Origin of the sequence: Rhodococcus sp. 14C212 (assembly GCF_011058195.1) — a bacterium.
In the GTDB taxonomy this organism is placed as follows: Bacteria; Actinomycetota; Actinomycetes; order Mycobacteriales; family Mycobacteriaceae; genus Rhodococcus; species Rhodococcus aetherivorans.
Genome location: NZ_JAALEH010000007.1, coordinates 104,306 through 121,719, shown reverse-complemented (window position 1 = coordinate 121,719; position 17,414 = coordinate 104,306). Strand labels below are relative to the sequence as shown.

Below are 17,414 nucleotides of genomic sequence, written 5' to 3'. Positions count from 1 at the left end.
CACCCCCGTGGCCGACAAGCACCGCATCAATTTCGAGCCCGTCGACATCGAGATGGAAGTCGGCGAGGACGAGTACATCCTCGACGCCGCCTTCCGGCAGGGCATCCATCTGATGCACGGCTGCCGCGAGGGGCGTTGCTCGGCCTGCAAATCCTTCGTCCTCGACGGCGACATCCAGATGGAGGACTATTCGACGTTCGCCTGCAACGACGCCGAGACCGACGAGGGGCACGTACTGCTCTGCCGCTCGACCGCATACAGCGACTGCACCATCGAACTGCTCAACTTCGACGAGGACGAACTCCTGGGTGGAATTCCGATTCAAGAGGTGCGGTCCCGGGTCACCGCGATCGAGCCGATGACCAGGGACATCGTGTCGCTGCACCTCGAGCCCGTCGAACCCACGGCCTACGAGTTCAAACCCGGTCAGTACTCCGACCTGACAATCCCGGGAACCGAGGAGCGTCGCTCGTTCTCCATGGCGACGACGCAAGCGACGCCGGGACATGTCGAGTTCCTCATCAAGAAGTACCCCGGTGGCAAGTTCGCCGGTCTGCTCGAGGACGGCATCTCGGTGGGCGACGAGATCACCCTGACCGGACCGTACGGATCCTTCACCGTCAAGGACGGTCACGTCCTGCCGATGGTCTTCATCGGAGGCGGCGCGGGGATGGCTCCGCTGCTGTCGTTGCTGCGGCACATGAGCGAGACCGGCAGCACCCGTCCGGTCCGGTTCTACTACGGTGCCCGCACGCCGGCGGATCTGTTCTACCTCGACGAGATCCTCGAACTGGGAAAGACCCTGACGGACTTCGTGTTCGTGCCCTGCCTCTCGGAGTCGGCGGAGCCGGCGCCGTCCGGACTGCCGGAGGTCGAGGAAGGCAACGTCACCGACATCGTGGACCGCCGCGAGCCGGACATCCACCGGTGCGAGGTCTACCTGTGCGGGCCGCCACCCATGGTCGATGCCGCCCTGGAACTGCTCGAGGTGCACAACACCCCGAAGGACCAGATCTTCTACGACAAGTTCACCAGCCCCGCCTTCGAGTAGGCCCGTAGGAAACCACACCGCTCCTTCCCCGACAGAAGTGAGAAACGAGATGACCGCATCTACCGACTCCAAGCACCGTAGCTTCCCGAAGATCGAGTTCACCGACTCCGAAGCCGGCGCGCTGGAGTTCCCCAGCTCCCGCAGCCGCACCTTCACCTACTACACGCCGGCCAAGAAGCGCTCGACGATGTACGAGGACGTCACCGTCGACGTCCAGCCCGACCCCGAGCGGCACCTGTCGCAGGGCTGGATCTACGGCTTCGGCGACGGACCGGGCGGATACCCCCAGGAATGGACGACCGCGAAGTCGTCGAACTGGCACGCCTTCCTCGACCCCAACGAGGAGTGGGACCAGACGATCTACCGCAACAACGCGGCGGTCGTGCGCCAGGTGGACCTGTGCCTGCAGAACGCCAAGCGCGCCCGCGCCTACGACGGCTGGAACACGCCGTGGCTGAAGTTCATCGAACGCAATCTCGGTGCCTGGATGCACGCCGAGAACGGTCTGGCGCTGCACGTGTTCACCTCCATCCAGCGCTCCGGGCCCACGAACATGATCAACACCGCGGTGGCGGTCAACGCGGCGCACAAGATGCGGTTCGCGCAGGACCTCGCCCTGTTCAACCTCGACCTGTCCGAGGCCGGGATACCGTTCGAGGGGGCCGCCCACAAGGAGGTCTGGCAGTCGGCACCCGAATGGCAGCCCACCCGCGAGGTCGTCGAACGGCTCACCGCGGTGCCGGACTGGTGCGAGCTGCTCTTCGCCACCAACATCGTCTTCGAGCAGCTCGTCGGCTCGCTGTTCCGCAGCGAACTGGTCATGCAGATCGCCGCCCGCAACGGCGACTACATCACGCCGACGATCGTCGGCACCGGTGAGCACGACTACGACCGGGATCTCGCCTACACGCGCAACCTCTTCCGGCTGCTCACCCGCGACGAGCAATTCGGCGAGTCGAACAAGGAGCTGTTCGGGACGTGGCTGGCGACGTGGGTACCGCGCTGCCTCGACGCCGCGCGCGCTCTGCAGCCGATCTGGTCGCAGCCGGCCGACAAGGCGGTCACGTTCGCCTCCAGCCTGGATGCGGCCGAGGCGAAGTTCCGGTCCCTGCTCGAGGATCTCGGACTCGACACCCCGAAGGAGTTGGACAAGTGAGCATGCAATTCGGATCGGCCACCGAGTTCTCCAACATGTGTGGCGTCACCCTGATGAACACCCCCATCGGCCGCGTCGTCGCAGAAGTGATGGGCGCCAAGGATGGTGTGGAGCTGACGGAGTACCCGTCGATGATCCGCGTCGACGGTGTCAACCGCCTCGAGTTCGACTACGAGGAGCTCACCGACGCTCTCGGTTCCGACTTCGACGGCTCCGTCTTCGAGGAGATCAGCTCCACCCACTACGGGCGCATGGTGCATCTCGATGACAAGACGATGCTCTTCGCCAGTCCCGAGGACGCCGCCGAGTACATCGGATTCGATCTCACGGCGCACTGACCGCGGCCGTCCGGGCCCGCATGCGGGCCCGGACGGCTCCCGATCCACCACCGGCACACGACAGAACGAGGGAAGCGATGTACGAGAAGGACGGACAGCAGTACTTCATCGTGGACGGCCACGTGCACATCTGGGACGGCCGCGAGTCGAACCAGAAGAACGTGCACGGGCGGCAGTTCATCGACTGCTTCTACGACTACCACAAGAACCTCAGCCCCGAGGAGGAGGTGTGGGACTACGACACCTACACCTACTACGGCGGCGAACGCCTCATGAAAGACCTCTTCGTGGACGGCCACGTGGATCACGCGATCTTCCAGGCCACCCTGTTGAGCGACTTCTACCGCACCGGGTTCGGGCAGACCGAGGAGGCCTTCGGGCTCACCCGCAAGCACCCCGACAAGCTCACCTACAACCACGCCTACGACCCCCGCCACGGGGAGGCCGGCCTCGAACAGCTGCGCCGGGACGCCGAACGGATGAACCTCCAGGGCGTCAAGCTCTACACCGCCGAATGGCACGGCGACTCCCGCGGGTACAAGCTCGACGACCCGTGGTCGCGGCGCTACCTCGAGGAGTGCATCGAGCTGGGGATCAAGAACATCCACGTGCACAAGGGCCCCACGATCCGGCCGCTGGACCGCGACGCCTTCGACGTCGCCGACGTGGACAAGGTCGCCACGGACTACCTCGACCTGCGCTTCGTCGTCGAGCATGTGGGGCTGCCCCGGCTCGAGGACTTCTGCTGGATCGCCACCCAGGAATCCAACGTGTACGGCGGTCTGGCCGTGGCGATCCCGTTCATCCACACCCGGCCGCGGTACTTCGCCCAGATCATCGGCGAGCTGCTCTACTGGCTCGGCGAGGACAAGATCCTGTTCGCCAGCGACTACGCGCTGTGGACCCCCAAGTGGCTGATCGAGAAGTTCGTGGACTTCCAGATCCCGGAGGACATGACCGAATACGCGCCGATCACCGTCGAACAGAAGAAGAAGATCCTCGGCCTCAACGCTGCGGCGCTCTACGACATCGACGTCCCGGAACACCTGCGGCTGCCCGAGCCGGCCGGACAGGAGGGGGTCGAGGTCGCCGCGGGAGCGCAGCAGGCGGTGTCGTCGTGACCGCGGCTCCGGTGTCGAGCGGCGACGTCCTCGCCGCGCTCGGCACCGTGGTCGATCCCGAACTGGACGAGCCGATCACCGATCTCGGCTTCGTGCGGTCGGTGGTCCTGGACGACGACGGGGTGACCGTGCACCTGCGGCTGCCCACCGCGTTCTGTTCGCCGAACTTCGCCTACCTCATGGCATCCGACGCGCAGGACGCCCTGCGGGCGATCGAGGACATCGGGCACGTGCGAATCCTTCTCGACGACCACCACGACAGCGGCAAGATCAACAGCGGTCTCGCCGCCGACGCCGGCTACCGGGGCACCTTCGGCTCCGAGGCGGAGGAGAACCTCGACGAGCTGCGCCGCACGTTCCGGCGCAAGGCGCACCTCGCCGCCCTGGAACGCTGCCTCGAGAACCTGTTGAAGCACTCCGAGCTCACCGTCGACGACATCCCGTCGCTGACGCTGAGCGACATACCGCCCGGCCGGCAGAAGGCGGCCCTGATACGCCGGCGACTCGACATCGGCCTGAGCCTGTGCCCGGCCAGCCGGGTGTTCGTCGACGACGACGGGCGGCCGATCCCCCGGGAGGCGGTACCGATGCGGCTGCGGTTCGCCAAGTCCGTGCGGATCTCCATGGAGGGGAACGCACACTTCTGCCGTGGGCTGCTCGCGACCCGGTACGCCGACAGCGACGGCGGATCGGCAACGCCCCGGGTCGCCGACGTCCGAACCAGTTGTTCCGAAATCGTCAGGAGAGTGTCATGAAGGCCGTGCAGGTCGTGGGGTACCACACCAAGCTCCAGCTCGAGGAGATCCCCGAGCCGAAGATCGAGGGTCCGCTCGACGTCGTCGTCCGCATCGGCGGAGCGGGCGTGTGCCGCACCGACATCCACATCCTCGAGGGGCAGTGGGCCGAGAAGAGCGGCGTGGTCCTGCCGTACACGATCGGCCACGAGAACGCCGGCTGGGTCCACGCGGTGGGCGACGCCGTCACCAATGTGGCCGTGGGCGACAAGGTCATCCTCCACCCCCTCATCACGTGCGGACTCTGCCGCGCGTGCCGGTTCGGCGACGACGTGCACTGCGAGAACAGCCGGTTCCCCGGCATCGATACCCACGGCGGCTACGCCGAGTACCTGCGCACCACCGCGCGCAGCGTGGTCCGGATCGACGACTCGCTCGAGCCGTCCGACGTCGCCGCCCTCGCCGACGCGGGGCTCACGGCCTACCACGCGGTCGCCAAGGCCGCCCGGGCGACGCGACCGGGCGACGTGTGCGTCATGATCGGCGCGGGCGGCCTCGGCCACATCGGCATCCAGGTCCTGAAGGCGGTCTCCGCGGCGACCCTGATCGTGGTGGACCGCAACCCGGCCGCCGTCGCGCTGGCCGTCGAGATCGGTGCCGACCACGGCATCGTCGCCGACGGCACCCACGTGCAGCAGGTGCTCGAGCTGACCGGCGGCGGCGGCGCCGAGGCCGTCGTGGACTTCGTCGGCGAAGGCGGCGCCACGAGGGACGGCGTCGCGATGCTGCGCCGGGCCGGCAACTACTACGTCGTCGGATACGGCGAGAACATCGACGTCCCCACGATCGACGTGATCTCCACCGAGATCAACTTCATCGGCAATCTCGTCGGCTCCTACAACGACCTGCAGGAGCTCATGGCCCTCGCCGCCCAGGGAAAAGTCACGCTGCACACCACGAAATATCCGCTCGAGCAGTTCCAGCAGGCGATCGACGACCTCGACGCGGGACGGGTCCGCGGCCGCGCGATCCTCGTCCCCTGAACCGCACCCCGCACAGTCAGCACGAAAGGAAGCCCAGCCATGGCCAAGGATCTGCGGTTCAACCAGGAGGCACGTCTCCTTCTCGAGTACGGGGTCAACGCGCTCGCCGACGCGGTCAAGGTGACCCTCGGCCCCAAGGGCCGCAACGCGGTGCTCGAGAAGCTGACCGGCCCGCCCACCATCACCAACGACGGTGTCACGATCGCCCGCGAGATCCAGCTGCGGGATCCGTTCGCCAACATGGGCGCGCAGCTGGTCAAGGAAGTGGCGATGAAGACCAACGGCGTCGTCGGTGACGGCACCACGACCGCGACCGTGCTGGCGCAGGCCATGGTCCGCGAGGGAATGCGTGCCGTCGACGCCGGTGCCAATCCCATGCGGGTGCGGCGCGGCATCGAACGCACCGTCCCCGTCGTCGTCGAGGCACTGCGGGACCGCTCGGTGCAGGTCGACGGACGCAAGGATCTCGAGCGGATCGCGACCCTCGCCGCGAGCGACGACGAGGCCATCGGCGAGGCCATCGCCGAGGCGGTCTCCCACGTGGGCAGGTCCGGCATCGTCACCACCGAGGAGAGCGAAACCCTCGGAATGTCGGTGAGCGTCGTCGACGGCATCGAATTCGACCACGGCTACATCTCCGGCTACATGGTGACCAACCCCGAGCGCATGGAAGCGGTCCACGAGAACCCGCTGATCCTGTTGACCAACAAGAAGATCACCCAGGTGCAGGAGATCATGCCGAGCATCGAGGCGGCCAAACGCGCCGATCGGCCCCTCGTCGTGCTGGCCGAGGACGTCGACGGCCCCGCCCTGCAGCTCCTCGTCGGCGGCAACATGCACAACACCATGCAGTCCGTCGTCGTGCGGGCGCCCGGCTTCGGACACCGGCGCGTCGCCGAGCTGCAGGACCTCGCGGTCGCCCTGGGCGGGCACGTCGTCGCCAAGGACACCGGCGTCGAACTGTCCGAGGTGACGGCCGAGCACCTCGGTTCCTGCGACCGGATCACCGTCACCGAGAACGAGACGACGATCGTCGGCGGCCACGGCGATCAGAGTCTCCTCGATGCGCGGATCGCGCAGCTCGAGGCGCAGCTCGGACGGGCCCGGATCGACGCCGACCAGGACAGCCTCCAGCTGCGCATCGCCCGGCTCACCGGCCGGGTCGCCGTCATCCGCGTCGGCGGCGCCACCAGCGTCGAACTCAAGGAACGCATGCTGCGCGTCGAGGATGCCCTGGCCGCCACCCGGGCCGCCCTCGAGGACGGCATCGTCGCCGGGGGCGGCACCGCACTGGGGCAGGCGCACCGGGCGCTGGCCGACCTCGACCTGCCCGGCGACGAAGGCATCGGCCGCGACGTGGTGCGGCGTGCCCTGCCCGAGCCGCTCCGGTGGATCGCGGTCAACGCCGGCTTCGACGGCGACGAGGTCGTGGAGGTCGTCGCGGGGCTGCCGTCGGGACACGGGTTCAATGCCCTCTCCGGCAAGTACGGCGACATGTTCGACGAGGGCGTCGTCGACCCGTTCAAGGTCACCCGCGCCGCACTCGAGAGCGCCGCGTCCATCGCGGCGCTGCTCATCACCACCGAGACCGCGATCGTGGAGGAGGTCTTCGGCAACCCCGGGGCGATCCACGCGCCCGGCTTCGGGGACCTGGCCGAGGGCATGGTCCGCCCGTCCAACATCTACTGATCGCCGGGGGACGGTCTCGGCGGCGGCCGGGCCTCGTCGGTCGCTTCCCTCCGGGGCGACCGGCCGCCGCCGTGCCCACCACTGCCCGACAGGATCGGAGTACGCAATGATCTTCATCGTGGTCAAGTTCCGGGTTCGTCCCGAACATCAGGACGACTGGCTCTCGCTCACAAGAGAATTCACCGCGGCGACCCGGGCCGAACCCGGCAACCTGTGGTTCGAGTGGTCCCGCAGCGTGGACGACCCGTCCGAGTACGTGCTCGTCGAGGCGTTCCGCGACGGCGAGGCCGGCGCCGCCCACGTCGGTGCCGACCACTTCCGCAAGGGACTCGACGCCATGCGCCCCGCGCTGAGCGAGACGCCGAGGATCCTCAACACCGAGATCCCCGGCGTCGAGTGGGCCCGCATGGGTGAACTCGAGATGGCCGGCTGAGGCGGTCACCGCTCCGTCGCGCGCACGAGCAGGCGCAGTTCCGCGCCGAGCGTGCACGCCCGCGGCAGATCGACGAGCCCGTTCTCACGCAGTTCGGTGGTCAGGCGCGTGACCCGGGCGATCGAGTCCGGGACCCGCGCCTGCCACCGCGCCAGGACCTCGTCGACGTCGGCCGGATCGGTCGGCGCGCCGTCCCGGCGCAGGATCGCGGCCACGAGGTCGTGGCGGCGTTCGGCGAGTTCGTCCCGCACGGTGGCGATCGCCGTGCTGTCCCACCAGGTGTGGGATCCGGCGGCCAGGTCCGGTGACATCCCGTCGATTCCGAGCAGCGATCCCGTGGCGGCGTGCACCCGGGCGACGATGCGGGCCGGACAGTCCAGCGTGTACGCGGTGTCGACCAGGGCCGGGCACTCGCCGAGAAACCGGAAGTCCGGTTCGGCGCCCGTCACGGCGTCCCCGAGCAGATCCCCGACTCCGGCACGCAGCCGGGTGATCTCGGCGGTCACGTCGAGCGGCGACGGCCGCAGCCGCAGGATCCACGAGGCCGCATGCTCGACGAACCCCTGCACGGCGCCGAGACGCTCCCAGCGGTCGGCGCCGTCGCGTGCCTGGGCCCACAACCGGTCGGTGTCGAACACCGCCCGGATCACCGCGTACGCCCGGGCGACCGCCGGCGTGCGCACCCCGAGCCGTTCCTCGAGCTGATAGATCATCCCCGGACCGACGTGATCGACGAGATCGGAGGCGATCCGGGTCGCGACGATCTCGCGGCGCAGGGGATGGTGCCGGATCTCGTCCTGCAGCACGTCCCGCATGCGCTCGGGGAAGTACTCGAGGGCGACGTCGGCGAAGACGGGGTCGTCGGGCACGTCCGACTCGAGCAGATCCCGGCACACGACGTTCTTCGACCGCGCGAGCAGCACCGCGATCTCCGGCCTGGTCAACCCGCGGCCGGCGCCGGCTCGCGCGGCCAGTTCCTGGACGGTGGGCAGCACCTCGGTGCTGCGCCGGAGCCCGCCGCCGGTCTCGAGGTGGATGATGAGCCGCTCGTGCCTGCCGAGCAGCCGGGCTGCGCGCGAGACGGCGAGTCCGAGCGCCACCGACTGGTCCCGGTTCGTGCGCAGCACCGTCCGGGCCACCTCGTCGCGGGCGTCGTCGAGCAGCCGGTTGCGGTCCTCGAGGGTCAGACCTCCTCTGCGCCGCGCGGATTCGAGGGCGATCTTCAGGTTCACCTCGGCGTCGGAGGTGGCGACGCCGGCCGCGTTGTCGATGAAGTCCGCATTGACGCGCCCGCCCGCGGCCGCGAACTCGATGCGGGCCCGCTGCGTGAAGCCGAGGTTGCCGCCCTCGCCGACGACGCGACACCGCAGCTGCGAGGCGTCGACACGGACGGGGTCGTTTGCCGGATCGGCCGCATCCGTGTGGCTTTCGGCGGATGCCTTGACGTAGGTGCCGACGCCGCCGTTCCAGAGCAGATCCACCGGCGCTGTCAGCAGCGCCTTGATCAACTCGTCCGGGGTGGTGGTCGGGTGGGACAGTCCGAGCAGGCGCCGTGCCGGTTCCGGGACGGTGACGGACTTCGCGGAGCGCGGCCACACGCCTCCCCCGGGGGAGAGGATGTCGCGGTCGAAGTCGTCCCAGCTCGATCCGGGAAGCTCGAACAGCCGGCGGCGCTCCGCATAGGCCCGGACGGTGTCCGGGTCCGGGTCGAGGAAGATGTGCCGGTGGTCGAAGGCGCCGACGAGGCGCAGGTGCGGCGAGAGCAGCATCCCGTTGCCGAAGACGTCGCCGGACATGTCCCCGATCCCCACCGCCGTCACCTCGGTGGTGTCCACGTCGATGCCGAGGTCGGCGAAGTGCTCGCGGACCGCGACCCACGCGCCGCGTGCGGTGATGCCCATCGCCTTGTGGTCGTATCCGCTCGATCCGCCCGAGGCGAAGGCGTCGCCGAGCCAGTAGTCGTACTCCGCGGCGATGGAGTTCGCCAGGTCGGAGAACCGGGCCGTGCCCTTGTCCGCGGCCACCACCAGATAGGCGTCGTCCCCGCCGTGGACGACGGTGCGGTCCGGGTGCACGATCTGCCCGTCGACGATGTTGTCGGCGAGGTCGAGCATTCCCCGGACGAACGTCGAATATGCCTGGGCAGGAGAAATATCCGGGCTTCTGCGGACGAACGCGCCCTTGGCACCGACGGGGACGATGGGAGCGTTCTTGACCACCTGCGTCTTCATCAGACCGAGGACCTCGGTGCGGTAGTCCTCCGGGCGGTCCGAGAACCGTAGCCCACCGCGGGCGACGGTGCCGCTCCGCACGTGGATGCCCTCCATGTCGTCCGAGTGGACGAAGATCTCGCGGTGCGGAACCACAGGTCCGGGATCGGCGAGACGAACCGAATCGAGCATGAATGCGCCGTACGGTTTCGGTGCGCCGTGTTCGTCGCACTGGTACCAGTTGGTGCGCACGATGGCGGTGACGAACGATTCCAGGCTGCGCAGGATGCGGTCCTCGTCGAGGCTTTCCGCCGCGCCGCGCCGCTCGGCGAGTGCCTGTTCGGCGGCGACGTCCCGGGCGTGCCGATCCGGGTCGAAGCGCGCGTCGAAGCAGGCGACGAGTGCCTCGACGAATCCGGGATGCCGGCAGAGCGTGTCGACGACGTACCGTTCCGACATGATCAGTCCCGCCTGGCGGGCGAAGCGGGCGGCGGCCCGGATCAGGGCGATGTCCCGCACGCCCACCTCGGCGACGACGGCGAGGCGGGAGTACCCGTCGACAACGGTGCGGCCCTGCGCATGGGCGTCGAAGACCGCCGCCACCCGGCGCGGCGAACCCGGCTCCCACTCCGCGGGCGTGACCAGCGCGAACCGATGCACCCGGCGGTCCTCGTCGCCGGCCGTCAGGAGTTCGTGATCGTCGATCCGCAGTCCGAAGTGTTCGAACGTGTGGACGGAGTCGGCCAGCAGTGGATCCCGGCCCGGCCATCTCATGACGGCGCAGGCGGTGCCGTCGGAGGTCGAGTCCTCCACGAACAGCAGGGCCGGTCCGGCACCCTGTGAGCGCGCGAGACGCCGCGCGGCCCCGGCGACATCGGTGGGCGCCGGTTCGTACGGGTGCGTGGGGGCGGTGTCGGTGGTCATCTGCACGTCCTTTCGATCACCCGGTGTGGGCCGTGGTGTGCCGCCAGTCTGCGGGCGGCCGGCAAGGGCGGACATGTACGTGATGTCCATGTAAACCGCACAACTTGTACTTCCAGTCCATCAACGACTCGCATCCGCGCCCCTACAGTTCGAGGAAACCGACGGAGGGAGAAGGACATGACCGCAGTGGAACTCGTACGGGGTGGGCCCGGGCTCGAGCAGGCCCGTCGCATCGTGACGGAAATCCCGGGGCCCCGGTCCCGCGAGCTGGCGCAGCGCCGCGCCGCCGCGCTGCCGGCGGGCCTGGCCAGTGGCGCCGAGATCTACGCGGCGGCCGGCGGCGGGGGCGTGCTCGTCGACGTGGACGGGAACTCCTTCATCGACCTCGGTTCCGGCATCGCCGTCACCACCGTCGGCAACTCCGCGCCGCGGGTCGTCGAACGCGCCACCGCGCAGCTGCAGCAGTTCACCCACACCTGCTTCCTCGCCACGCCCTACGAGCCGTACATCGAGGTTGCCGAGGTCCTCAACCGGCTGACCCCGGGCACGCACGCCAAGCGCACGGCGCTGTTCAACACCGGCAGCGAGGCCGTCGAGAACGCCGTGAAGTACGCCCGCGCGGCGACCGGTCGGTCCGCCGTGGTCACGTTCGACCACGCCTTCCACGGCCGGACGCTGATGACGATGACGATGACGGCGAAGAACCAGCCCTACAAGCACTCCTTCGGCCCGTTCGCCCCGGAGGTCTACCGCGCGCCGATGGCCTACCCCTACCGGTGGCCGAGCGGGCCCGACCGCGCCGCGGACGAGGCGTTCGAGCAGTTCCGGCTGCTCGTCGACGCCCAGATCGGCGCGGACCAGGTGGCGTGCGTCGTCGTCGAACCCATCCAGGGCGAGGGTGGGTTCATCGTCCCCGCCGACGGCTTCCTCCGACGCGTCGCCGACTTCTGCCGGGACCGTGGCATCCTCGTCGTCGCCGACGAGGTCCAGACCGGAATCGCCCGCACGGGAGCGTGGTTCGCGTGCGAGCACGAGGGTCTCGTGCCGGACCTGATCGTCACGGCGAAGGGACTCGCCGGCGGACTTCCGCTCGCGGCCGTCACCGGTCGGGCCGAGATCATGGACCGCGCCCATCCGGGCGGCATCGGCGGCACCTACAGCGGCAACCCAGCCGCGTGTGCCGCGGCGCTCGGCGTCTTCGAGACGATCGAGGCCGAGCATCTGCTCGACCGCGCCCAGGAGATCGGCGCACTGATGCTGCGGGAACTGCGCGACATCGGCACCCGCCACCCCGTCGTCGGCGACGTCCGTGGCCGCGGCGCCATGATCGCCGTCGAACTCGTCGAGCCGGGTACGACCACCCCCAACCGCGAGGCCGTCGCGGAGATCGCCCGGTACTGCCAGGCCCACGGAGTCCTCACCCTGACGGCCGGCACGTTCGGGAACGTGCTCCGGTTCCTGCCGCCGCTGTCGATCTCCGACGAACTGCTCACCGAAGCGTTCTCGGTGCTGCGCGACGCGTTCGCCGCCCTCTGACCACCCCTACTTCCCCCGAGGACCAGCACATGACCACCACCGCACCCGCACGCACGACCGGCCCCCTGCGGCCGCTCGAACTCCTCGGCGCCGACACCCTGCTCGACGCCGACGAACGCGACATCGCCGCCACCGTCCGGCGCTTCGTCGAGACCCGGCTCGCCCCCGAGGTCGGCAACTGGTTCGAATCCGCCACGCTGCCCAAGGAACTGGCGAAGGAATTCGGCGCCCTCGGCGTCCTCGGCATGCACCTGGACGGATACGGGTGCGCCGGCACCAACGCCGTCAGCTACGGCCTGGCCTGCCTGGAACTCGAGGCCGGCGACAGCGGATTCCGCAGCTTCGTCTCGGTGCAGGGCTCGCTGTCGATGTTCTCGATCCACCGCTACGGCTCCGACGAACAGAAGGAGCACTGGCTGCCCCGGCTCGCCTCCGGCGACGCCATCGGGTGCTTCGGCCTGACGGAACCCGACTTCGGTTCCAACCCCGGGGGAATGCGCACCCGCGCCCGCCGGGACGGCTCGGACTGGATCCTCACCGGCACCAAGATGTGGATCACCAACGGCAATCTCGCGGACGTCGCCACGGTGTGGGCCCAGACCGACGAGGGCGTGCGCGGGTTCGTCGTTCCCACCGACACCCCCGGCTTCACCGCCAACCCGATCCACCGGAAGCTGTCGCTGCGGGCCTCGGTGACCTCCGAGCTGGTGCTCGACAACGTGCGCCTGCCGGCATCGGCCGAGCTGCCGCTCGCCCGCGGACTCGGCGCCCCCCTGTCCTGCCTCAACGAGGCCCGGTTCGGCATCGTGTTCGGCGCGCTCGGCGCGGCCCGCAACAGCCTCGAGACCGCGTTGGACTACGCCGCCTCCCGGGAGGTCTTCGATCGTCCGCTCGCCGCCTACCAGCTCACCCAGGAGAAGCTGGCCGACATGACGCTCGAGCTCGGCAAGGGTTTCCTGCTCGCGCTGCACCTCGGCCGCCTCAAGGACGAGTCCGGTGTCACCCCCGAACAGATCAGCCTCGGCAAGCTCAACAACGTGCGCGAGGCATTGGCCATCGCCCGCGAATGCCGAACCATTCTCGGCGCCAGCGGAATCACCCTCGAGTACTCGCCGCTGCGGCACGCCAACAACCTCGAGTCGGTGCTGACCTACGAGGGCACCAGCGAGATGCACCTGCTCTCGATCGGCCGCGCCCTGACCGGTCACGCCGCATTCCGCTGACCCGCACCGTCGACGCGTCGAAGGGACACACGATGACGACACCCGTTCTGCTGCAGCACTACATCGACGGTGAGTGGTTCGACGGCGAGGCCGATGCCCTGGCGAGCATCAGCCCCGCCGAGCCGGACGTCACCGTGGCCCGCGGCCGGGCGGCCACGGGCGACGACGTCGACCGGGCCGTTGCCGCCGCGCGCGCCGCCGCCCGGCACTGGGCGAGAACCCCGGCGCACGAGCGCGGTGCCGTCCTCGCCCGGGCGGCCGCCGTCGTCGAATCGTCCGCGTCACAGTGGGGTGCGGAACTCGCCCGGGAGGAAGGCAAGACGCGGGGCGAGGGCGTCGCCGAGGTGCTCCGCGCAGCCCAGATCCTGCGCTTCTACGGCGGCGAGGGCGACCGGGAGGCCGGCGAGGTGTTCGCCTCCCCCCGCCGGGGGGAGCAGATCCTGGTCGCGCGCAAGCCCGTCGGCGTGGTCGGGGTCATCACCCCCTTCAACTTCCCCATCGCCATCCCCGCCTGGAAGATCGCCCCGGCACTGACCTACGGCAACACCGTGGTGTGGAAGCCGGCGGGCACCGTGCCGCTGCTGGCCATGCGGCTCATGCAGGCCCTCGCCGACGCCGGCCTGCCGCCGGGGGTGCTCAACCTCGTCATCGGCGGCCGGGCGGTCGGCGCCGGCATCGCCGACCATCCGGGGATCGACGCGCTGACCTTCACCGGTTCGACGGCGGTGGGCCGGAGCCTGGCGGCGGCGGGAGCCGCGCGGGGGGTGCCGGTGCAGGCGGAGATGGGCGGCAAGAACGCGGCGGTGGTGCTCGGCGACGCGGACCTCGATCTCGCCGCCGAACAGGTGCTGCTCGGCGCGTTCCGGTCGTCGGGGCAGAAGTGCACGGCGACCTCGCGGCTGATCGTCACCGACGACGTCGCCGACGAGTTCGTCGGTGAACTCGTCGCCCGGATCGGCAAGTGGACCGTCGGCAATCCCCTGGACGAGCACGTCCACATGGGCCCGGTGGTCGACGCCGCGGCGCGGACGTCGATCCGGGCAGGTGTCGACGAGGCGGTCCGGCAGGGCGCCCGCGTGCTGTGCGGCGGCCGGCCGTACGAGGACGGTGAGCTGGCGGCCGGGTTCTACGTGCCGCCCATCGTGCTCGAATTGCCCGGCACCGGGCTCGACGTGTGGCGGGAGGAGTTGTTCGGACCCGTCCTGGCCGTGTGCCGGGCGGCCGACGCCGAGGCGGCCTTCGCGCTTGCCGACGACAGCGAGTACGGCTTGTCGGCGGCGGTGTTCACCCAGGACCTCACCCGCGCCCTCGGGGCGCTCGAGGACCTGGACGTGGGCATCCTGCACATCAACTCCGAATCCGCCGGCGCCGATCCGCACGTTCCGTTCGGTGGCGCCAAGAAGAGCGGGTACGGACCGAAGGAACAGGGCCGGGCCGCACGGGAGTTCTTCACCCACACCACGACCGTCTACCTCCGCGGCGGGAGGCCGATCGCATGAGCCAGGGCGCACTCGACGGCATCGTCGTCGCCGATTTCACCCGGGTCCTCGCCGGCCCCTACGCCACGATGATGCTCGCGGACATGGGCGCCGAGGTCGTCAAGATCGAACGTCCCGGCACCGGCGACGACACCCGCGCGTGGGGACCGCCCTACGACGACGCGGGCTCGGCCACGTACTTCAACTCGGTGAACCGCAACAAGACCTCCGTGGTCCTCGACCTCGCGTCGGAGGAGGGCCGGGCCGAGGCCCGCCGGCTCGTGGCGCGCGCGGACATCGTGGTCGAGAACTTCCGCGCGGGCACAATGGAGCGGCTCGGCCTGGGCTACGACGACCTGCTCGACGTCAACCCGGGGCTGATCTACTGCTCCGTCACCGGGTTCGGGAGCGGCGACGGAGCGGCCCTGCCGGGCTACGACCTGCTCGTGCAGGCCGTCGGCGGGCTCATGAGCATCACCGGACCCGAGGCGGGCACGCCGACGAAGGTGGGCGTCGCGGTCGTCGACGTGCTCACGGGCCTGCACGCCCTCGCCGGGATCCTCGCTGCGCTGCACCACCGGGAGCGCACCGGCGAGGGGCAGCGCGTCGAAACCAATCTTCTTGCCGCGCTGCTGTCGTCGCTCGTCAATCAGGGCTCGGCGTACCTCGGGGCCGGGGTGGTGCCCGGCATCCTCGGCAACCGGCACCCCAGCATCGCCCCGTACGAGGTGTTCCCGACCAAGGACCGGCCGCTGGCGCTGGCGGTGGGCAACGACAAGCAGTTCACCCGGCTCGCCGAGACGATCGGCGCGCCGGAACTGGCCACCGATCCGCGGTTCCGCAGCAATCCGCTGCGCGTCGCGCACCGCGAGGAACTGTGCGAGGAGATCACCTCGATCCTCGCGACGGCCGGGGCCGACCACTGGTACGACGAACTCGCCCGCGTGGGTGTTCCGGCCGGACCCATCAACGACGTCGCCGAGGCCTTCGAGTTCGCCCGTCGCCTCGGTCTCGACGCCGTCGTGTCGGTGCCCGGAAGTGCCACATCGCAGGTCGGAAACCCGTTGACCTTCTCCAGGACTCCGGTCCGGTACCGGTCGGCTCCGCCACCCCTGGGTGGAGCCGCGGACTGACCGGAGCAGCCTGGAGGAGTGCCCGTCCCGTCGCGTCCGGCCGCGGCGGGACGGGCGTCGCACGGTGGCGGGGCCTCCGTCGGATCAGGGATGCGCGACGGCGCGATCCTCGGGCGCGAGAACGGTGGCTGCGGGCCGTCGAATCCCGAAGGACTCGAAGCCGACGACGTACAGCAGCGTCACCAACGCGAACAGGTCCATGAACCCGAGGGCGTTGCCGTGCAGGCCGTCGGCGACGGCCGGTTCGTGCAGCACGATCTCGGCGACCACGTAGTAGTACAGCACGAACGTGGTCACGGCGAGGGCGAACGTGATCGCCACGCGCGACAGCAGATTCGCCACGACCCCGCCGCCCGTCGGCTTGTTCCCGAAGGCGTTGGCCCACAGGATCATCCATGCCACCCAGCACACGCCCAGCTGGGCCGGGAACTGTTCGAGCGGGAAGCCCGGGTCGGTGGCCGTGCCGGTGCCGACGAGCACCGCACACACGGCACGCAGCGCCACGAACAACACGGTGCCGAGCGCGATGTTGCCGATCGTCGAGACGAGCGCGACCCGCATGCGGCTGCCGGCGAGCCGCCACGGCCAGTTCTCCAAGGTCTGCCCGGTGAGCACGATCGCGACGATGATCGAGTAGTACCAGCCGAGCAGTGTGTCGATGCCGAGCAGTGCTGTGCCCTCCCGAACCGTCTCCGAGACCGCGGGTACGCCCAACACGAGATAGAGCAGTGCGGTGGGGACGAGAAGGGAGACGATTTCGCAGGCGCCGACCCACGGCTGTTTCAGGCCCAGATCGGTCCACGGCCAGTGTCCCCAGTTGAGCACCACCAGGACCCACGTGGAGAAGCCGAACAGGACGAACAACGCGCCCGTGAAGTAGCCCAGGCCGTCGGGACGGTCGGCCGCGTAGTCGGGATACAGGTGGCCGATCCCGTTCGCCAGGACATACGTGACGACGACGGCGAAAGCCGACGTGGCGCCGAGGAACACAATGCCGCGCCAGGGTTGCCGTAGCCGGTCGAATCCCCAGAGTTCGAGGTTGAATCCGGCCCACACGACGAACAGGAGGGCCCAGAACAGGGCGGCGTTGAACGGCAACGGATAGAGGTCGAACGGGCTGAGCCGCGGGTCGGCGAGCAGATACCACGCCGCGACGGAGACGGTGGTGATCACGGCGGTGTTGGCGACACCGAATCCGAGCCACCCCGGGGACGTGTCGGCGTGCGAGCGTTCGGGCATGGGGTACCGAAACCTTCTGTGTTGCCCTCGAAACGAGGGGCGAGGGGAATATCGGCCGAGGAGATCGGTGAGTGGTGTGGTGGCCGGAGTCGGCTGCCGGATCGCA

Annotated in this window: 14 protein-coding genes; 12 read left to right on the top strand and 2 right to left on the bottom strand. The window is 69.5% G+C overall.

The window, feature by feature from the left end; all coding sequences use genetic code 11:
• Nucleotides 1–7 precede the first annotated feature (7 nt).
• The 8 genes from G6038_RS05860 to G6038_RS05825 all read left to right on the top strand — a co-directional run bounded on the left by G6038_RS05860 (nucleotide 8) and on the right by G6038_RS05825 (nucleotide 7,565).
• On the top strand, nucleotides 8–1,051 hold the full coding sequence (locus G6038_RS05860; RefSeq protein ID WP_165036488.1) for a 2Fe-2S iron-sulfur cluster-binding protein: 1,044 nt from the start codon (nucleotides 8–10) through the stop codon (nucleotides 1,049–1,051).
• A 49-nt stretch (nucleotides 1,052–1,100) separates the two neighbouring features.
• Complete coding sequence (locus tag G6038_RS05855; protein WP_165036486.1) at nucleotides 1,101–2,207, top strand: aromatic/alkene monooxygenase hydroxylase subunit beta; 1,107 nt, start codon at nucleotides 1,101–1,103, stop codon at nucleotides 2,205–2,207.
• Nucleotides 2,204–2,545, top strand: coding sequence for a propane 2-monooxygenase effector subunit MimD (gene mimD, locus G6038_RS05850; RefSeq protein ID WP_165036484.1), 342 nt, complete (start codon nucleotides 2,204–2,206; stop codon nucleotides 2,543–2,545). The genes G6038_RS05855 and mimD overlap by 4 nt, the downstream gene beginning before the upstream one ends.
• Before the next feature lie 77 nt (nucleotides 2,546–2,622).
• Nucleotides 2,623–3,666 (top strand): amidohydrolase family protein, encoded by a 1,044-nt coding sequence (locus G6038_RS05845; protein ID WP_165036482.1) that lies wholly within the window; start codon nucleotides 2,623–2,625, stop codon nucleotides 3,664–3,666.
• Nucleotides 3,663–4,421 carry an iron-sulfur cluster assembly protein gene (locus tag G6038_RS05840; protein ID WP_165036480.1) on the top strand — a complete coding sequence of 253 codons (759 nt, stop codon included), beginning with the start codon at nucleotides 3,663–3,665 and terminating at the stop codon, nucleotides 4,419–4,421. The genes G6038_RS05845 and G6038_RS05840 overlap by 4 nt, the downstream gene beginning before the upstream one ends.
• Nucleotides 4,418–5,443, top strand: coding sequence for an NAD(P)-dependent alcohol dehydrogenase (locus tag G6038_RS05835; protein ID WP_165036478.1), 1,026 nt, complete (start codon nucleotides 4,418–4,420; stop codon nucleotides 5,441–5,443). Before G6038_RS05840 ends, G6038_RS05835 begins: the two co-directional genes overlap by 4 nt.
• A gap of 39 nt (nucleotides 5,444–5,482) precedes the next feature.
• Nucleotides 5,483–7,132 (top strand): chaperonin GroEL, encoded by a 1,650-nt coding sequence (groL, locus tag G6038_RS05830; protein WP_050036196.1) that lies wholly within the window; start codon nucleotides 5,483–5,485, stop codon nucleotides 7,130–7,132.
• A 106-nt stretch (nucleotides 7,133–7,238) separates the two neighbouring features.
• A complete protein-coding gene (locus G6038_RS05825; RefSeq protein ID WP_165036476.1) occupies nucleotides 7,239–7,565 on the top strand; it encodes a putative quinol monooxygenase in 327 nt (108 codons plus the stop codon).
• A 5-nt stretch (nucleotides 7,566–7,570) separates the two neighbouring features.
• On the opposite strand, the gene G6038_RS05820 is transcribed toward G6038_RS05825, so the two are convergent.
• Nucleotides 7,571–10,699: an NAD-glutamate dehydrogenase domain-containing protein gene (locus G6038_RS05820; protein ID WP_165036475.1), complete on the bottom strand. Its 3,129-nt coding sequence runs from the start codon at nucleotides 10,697–10,699 to the stop codon at nucleotides 7,571–7,573.
• Nucleotides 10,700–10,876: 177 nt separating this feature from the next.
• Here G6038_RS05820 and gabT point away from each other — a divergent pair, with 177 nt between their 5' ends.
• Genes gabT through G6038_RS05800 form a run of 4 tightly spaced genes read left to right on the top strand, consistent with a single transcriptional unit; the run spans nucleotide 10,877 to nucleotide 16,069 of the window.
• Nucleotides 10,877–12,235, top strand: coding sequence for a 4-aminobutyrate--2-oxoglutarate transaminase (gene gabT / locus G6038_RS05815; RefSeq protein WP_165036473.1), 1,359 nt, complete (start codon nucleotides 10,877–10,879; stop codon nucleotides 12,233–12,235).
• Between the two features lie 29 nt (nucleotides 12,236–12,264).
• Nucleotides 12,265–13,458 carry an acyl-CoA dehydrogenase family protein gene (locus G6038_RS05810; protein ID WP_119700227.1) on the top strand — a complete coding sequence of 398 codons (1,194 nt, stop codon included), beginning with the start codon at nucleotides 12,265–12,267 and terminating at the stop codon, nucleotides 13,456–13,458.
• Nucleotides 13,459–13,490: 32 nt separating this feature from the next.
• The gene (locus G6038_RS05805; RefSeq protein ID WP_165036471.1) at nucleotides 13,491–14,957 is read left to right on the top strand and encodes an aldehyde dehydrogenase family protein; all 1,467 of its coding nucleotides are present in this window, start codon (nucleotides 13,491–13,493) and stop codon (nucleotides 14,955–14,957) included.
• On the top strand, nucleotides 14,954–16,069 hold the full coding sequence (locus G6038_RS05800; RefSeq protein ID WP_165036469.1) for a CoA transferase: 1,116 nt from the start codon (nucleotides 14,954–14,956) through the stop codon (nucleotides 16,067–16,069). Before G6038_RS05805 ends, G6038_RS05800 begins: the two co-directional genes overlap by 4 nt.
• Before the next feature lie 84 nt (nucleotides 16,070–16,153).
• Here G6038_RS05800 and G6038_RS05795 read toward each other — a convergent pair whose 3' ends face one another.
• Nucleotides 16,154–17,308, bottom strand: a complete 1,155-nt coding sequence (locus G6038_RS05795; RefSeq protein ID WP_165036467.1) for a hypothetical protein — start codon at nucleotides 17,306–17,308, stop codon at nucleotides 16,154–16,156.
• Between the last annotated feature and the right edge of the window lie 106 nt (nucleotides 17,309–17,414).

What these genes read in the sequence shown, in the direction of transcription:
- G6038_RS05845 (WP_165036482.1), top strand. Translation starts at nt 2,623, where the DNA reads ATGTACGAGAAGGACGGACAGCAGTACTTCATCGTGGACGGCCACGTG.
- G6038_RS05820 (WP_165036475.1), bottom strand. Translation starts at nt 10,699, where the DNA reads ATGACCACCGACACCGCCCCCACGCACCCGTACGAACCGGCGCCCACC.
- gabT (WP_165036473.1), top strand. Translation starts at nt 10,877, where the DNA reads ATGACCGCAGTGGAACTCGTACGGGGTGGGCCCGGGCTCGAGCAGGCC.
- G6038_RS05855 (WP_165036486.1), top strand. Translation starts at nt 1,101, where the DNA reads ATGACCGCATCTACCGACTCCAAGCACCGTAGCTTCCCGAAGATCGAG.
- G6038_RS05800 (WP_165036469.1), top strand. Translation starts at nt 14,954, where the DNA reads ATGAGCCAGGGCGCACTCGACGGCATCGTCGTCGCCGATTTCACCCGG.
- groL (WP_050036196.1), top strand. Translation starts at nt 5,483, where the DNA reads ATGGCCAAGGATCTGCGGTTCAACCAGGAGGCACGTCTCCTTCTCGAG.
- G6038_RS05795 (WP_165036467.1), bottom strand. Translation starts at nt 17,308, where the DNA reads ATGCCCGAACGCTCGCACGCCGACACGTCCCCGGGGTGGCTCGGATTC.
- G6038_RS05835 (WP_165036478.1), top strand. Translation starts at nt 4,418, where the DNA reads ATGAAGGCCGTGCAGGTCGTGGGGTACCACACCAAGCTCCAGCTCGAG.
- G6038_RS05810 (WP_119700227.1), top strand. Translation starts at nt 12,265, where the DNA reads ATGACCACCACCGCACCCGCACGCACGACCGGCCCCCTGCGGCCGCTC.
- G6038_RS05825 (WP_165036476.1), top strand. Translation starts at nt 7,239, where the DNA reads ATGATCTTCATCGTGGTCAAGTTCCGGGTTCGTCCCGAACATCAGGAC.
- G6038_RS05805 (WP_165036471.1), top strand. Translation starts at nt 13,491, where the DNA reads ATGACGACACCCGTTCTGCTGCAGCACTACATCGACGGTGAGTGGTTC.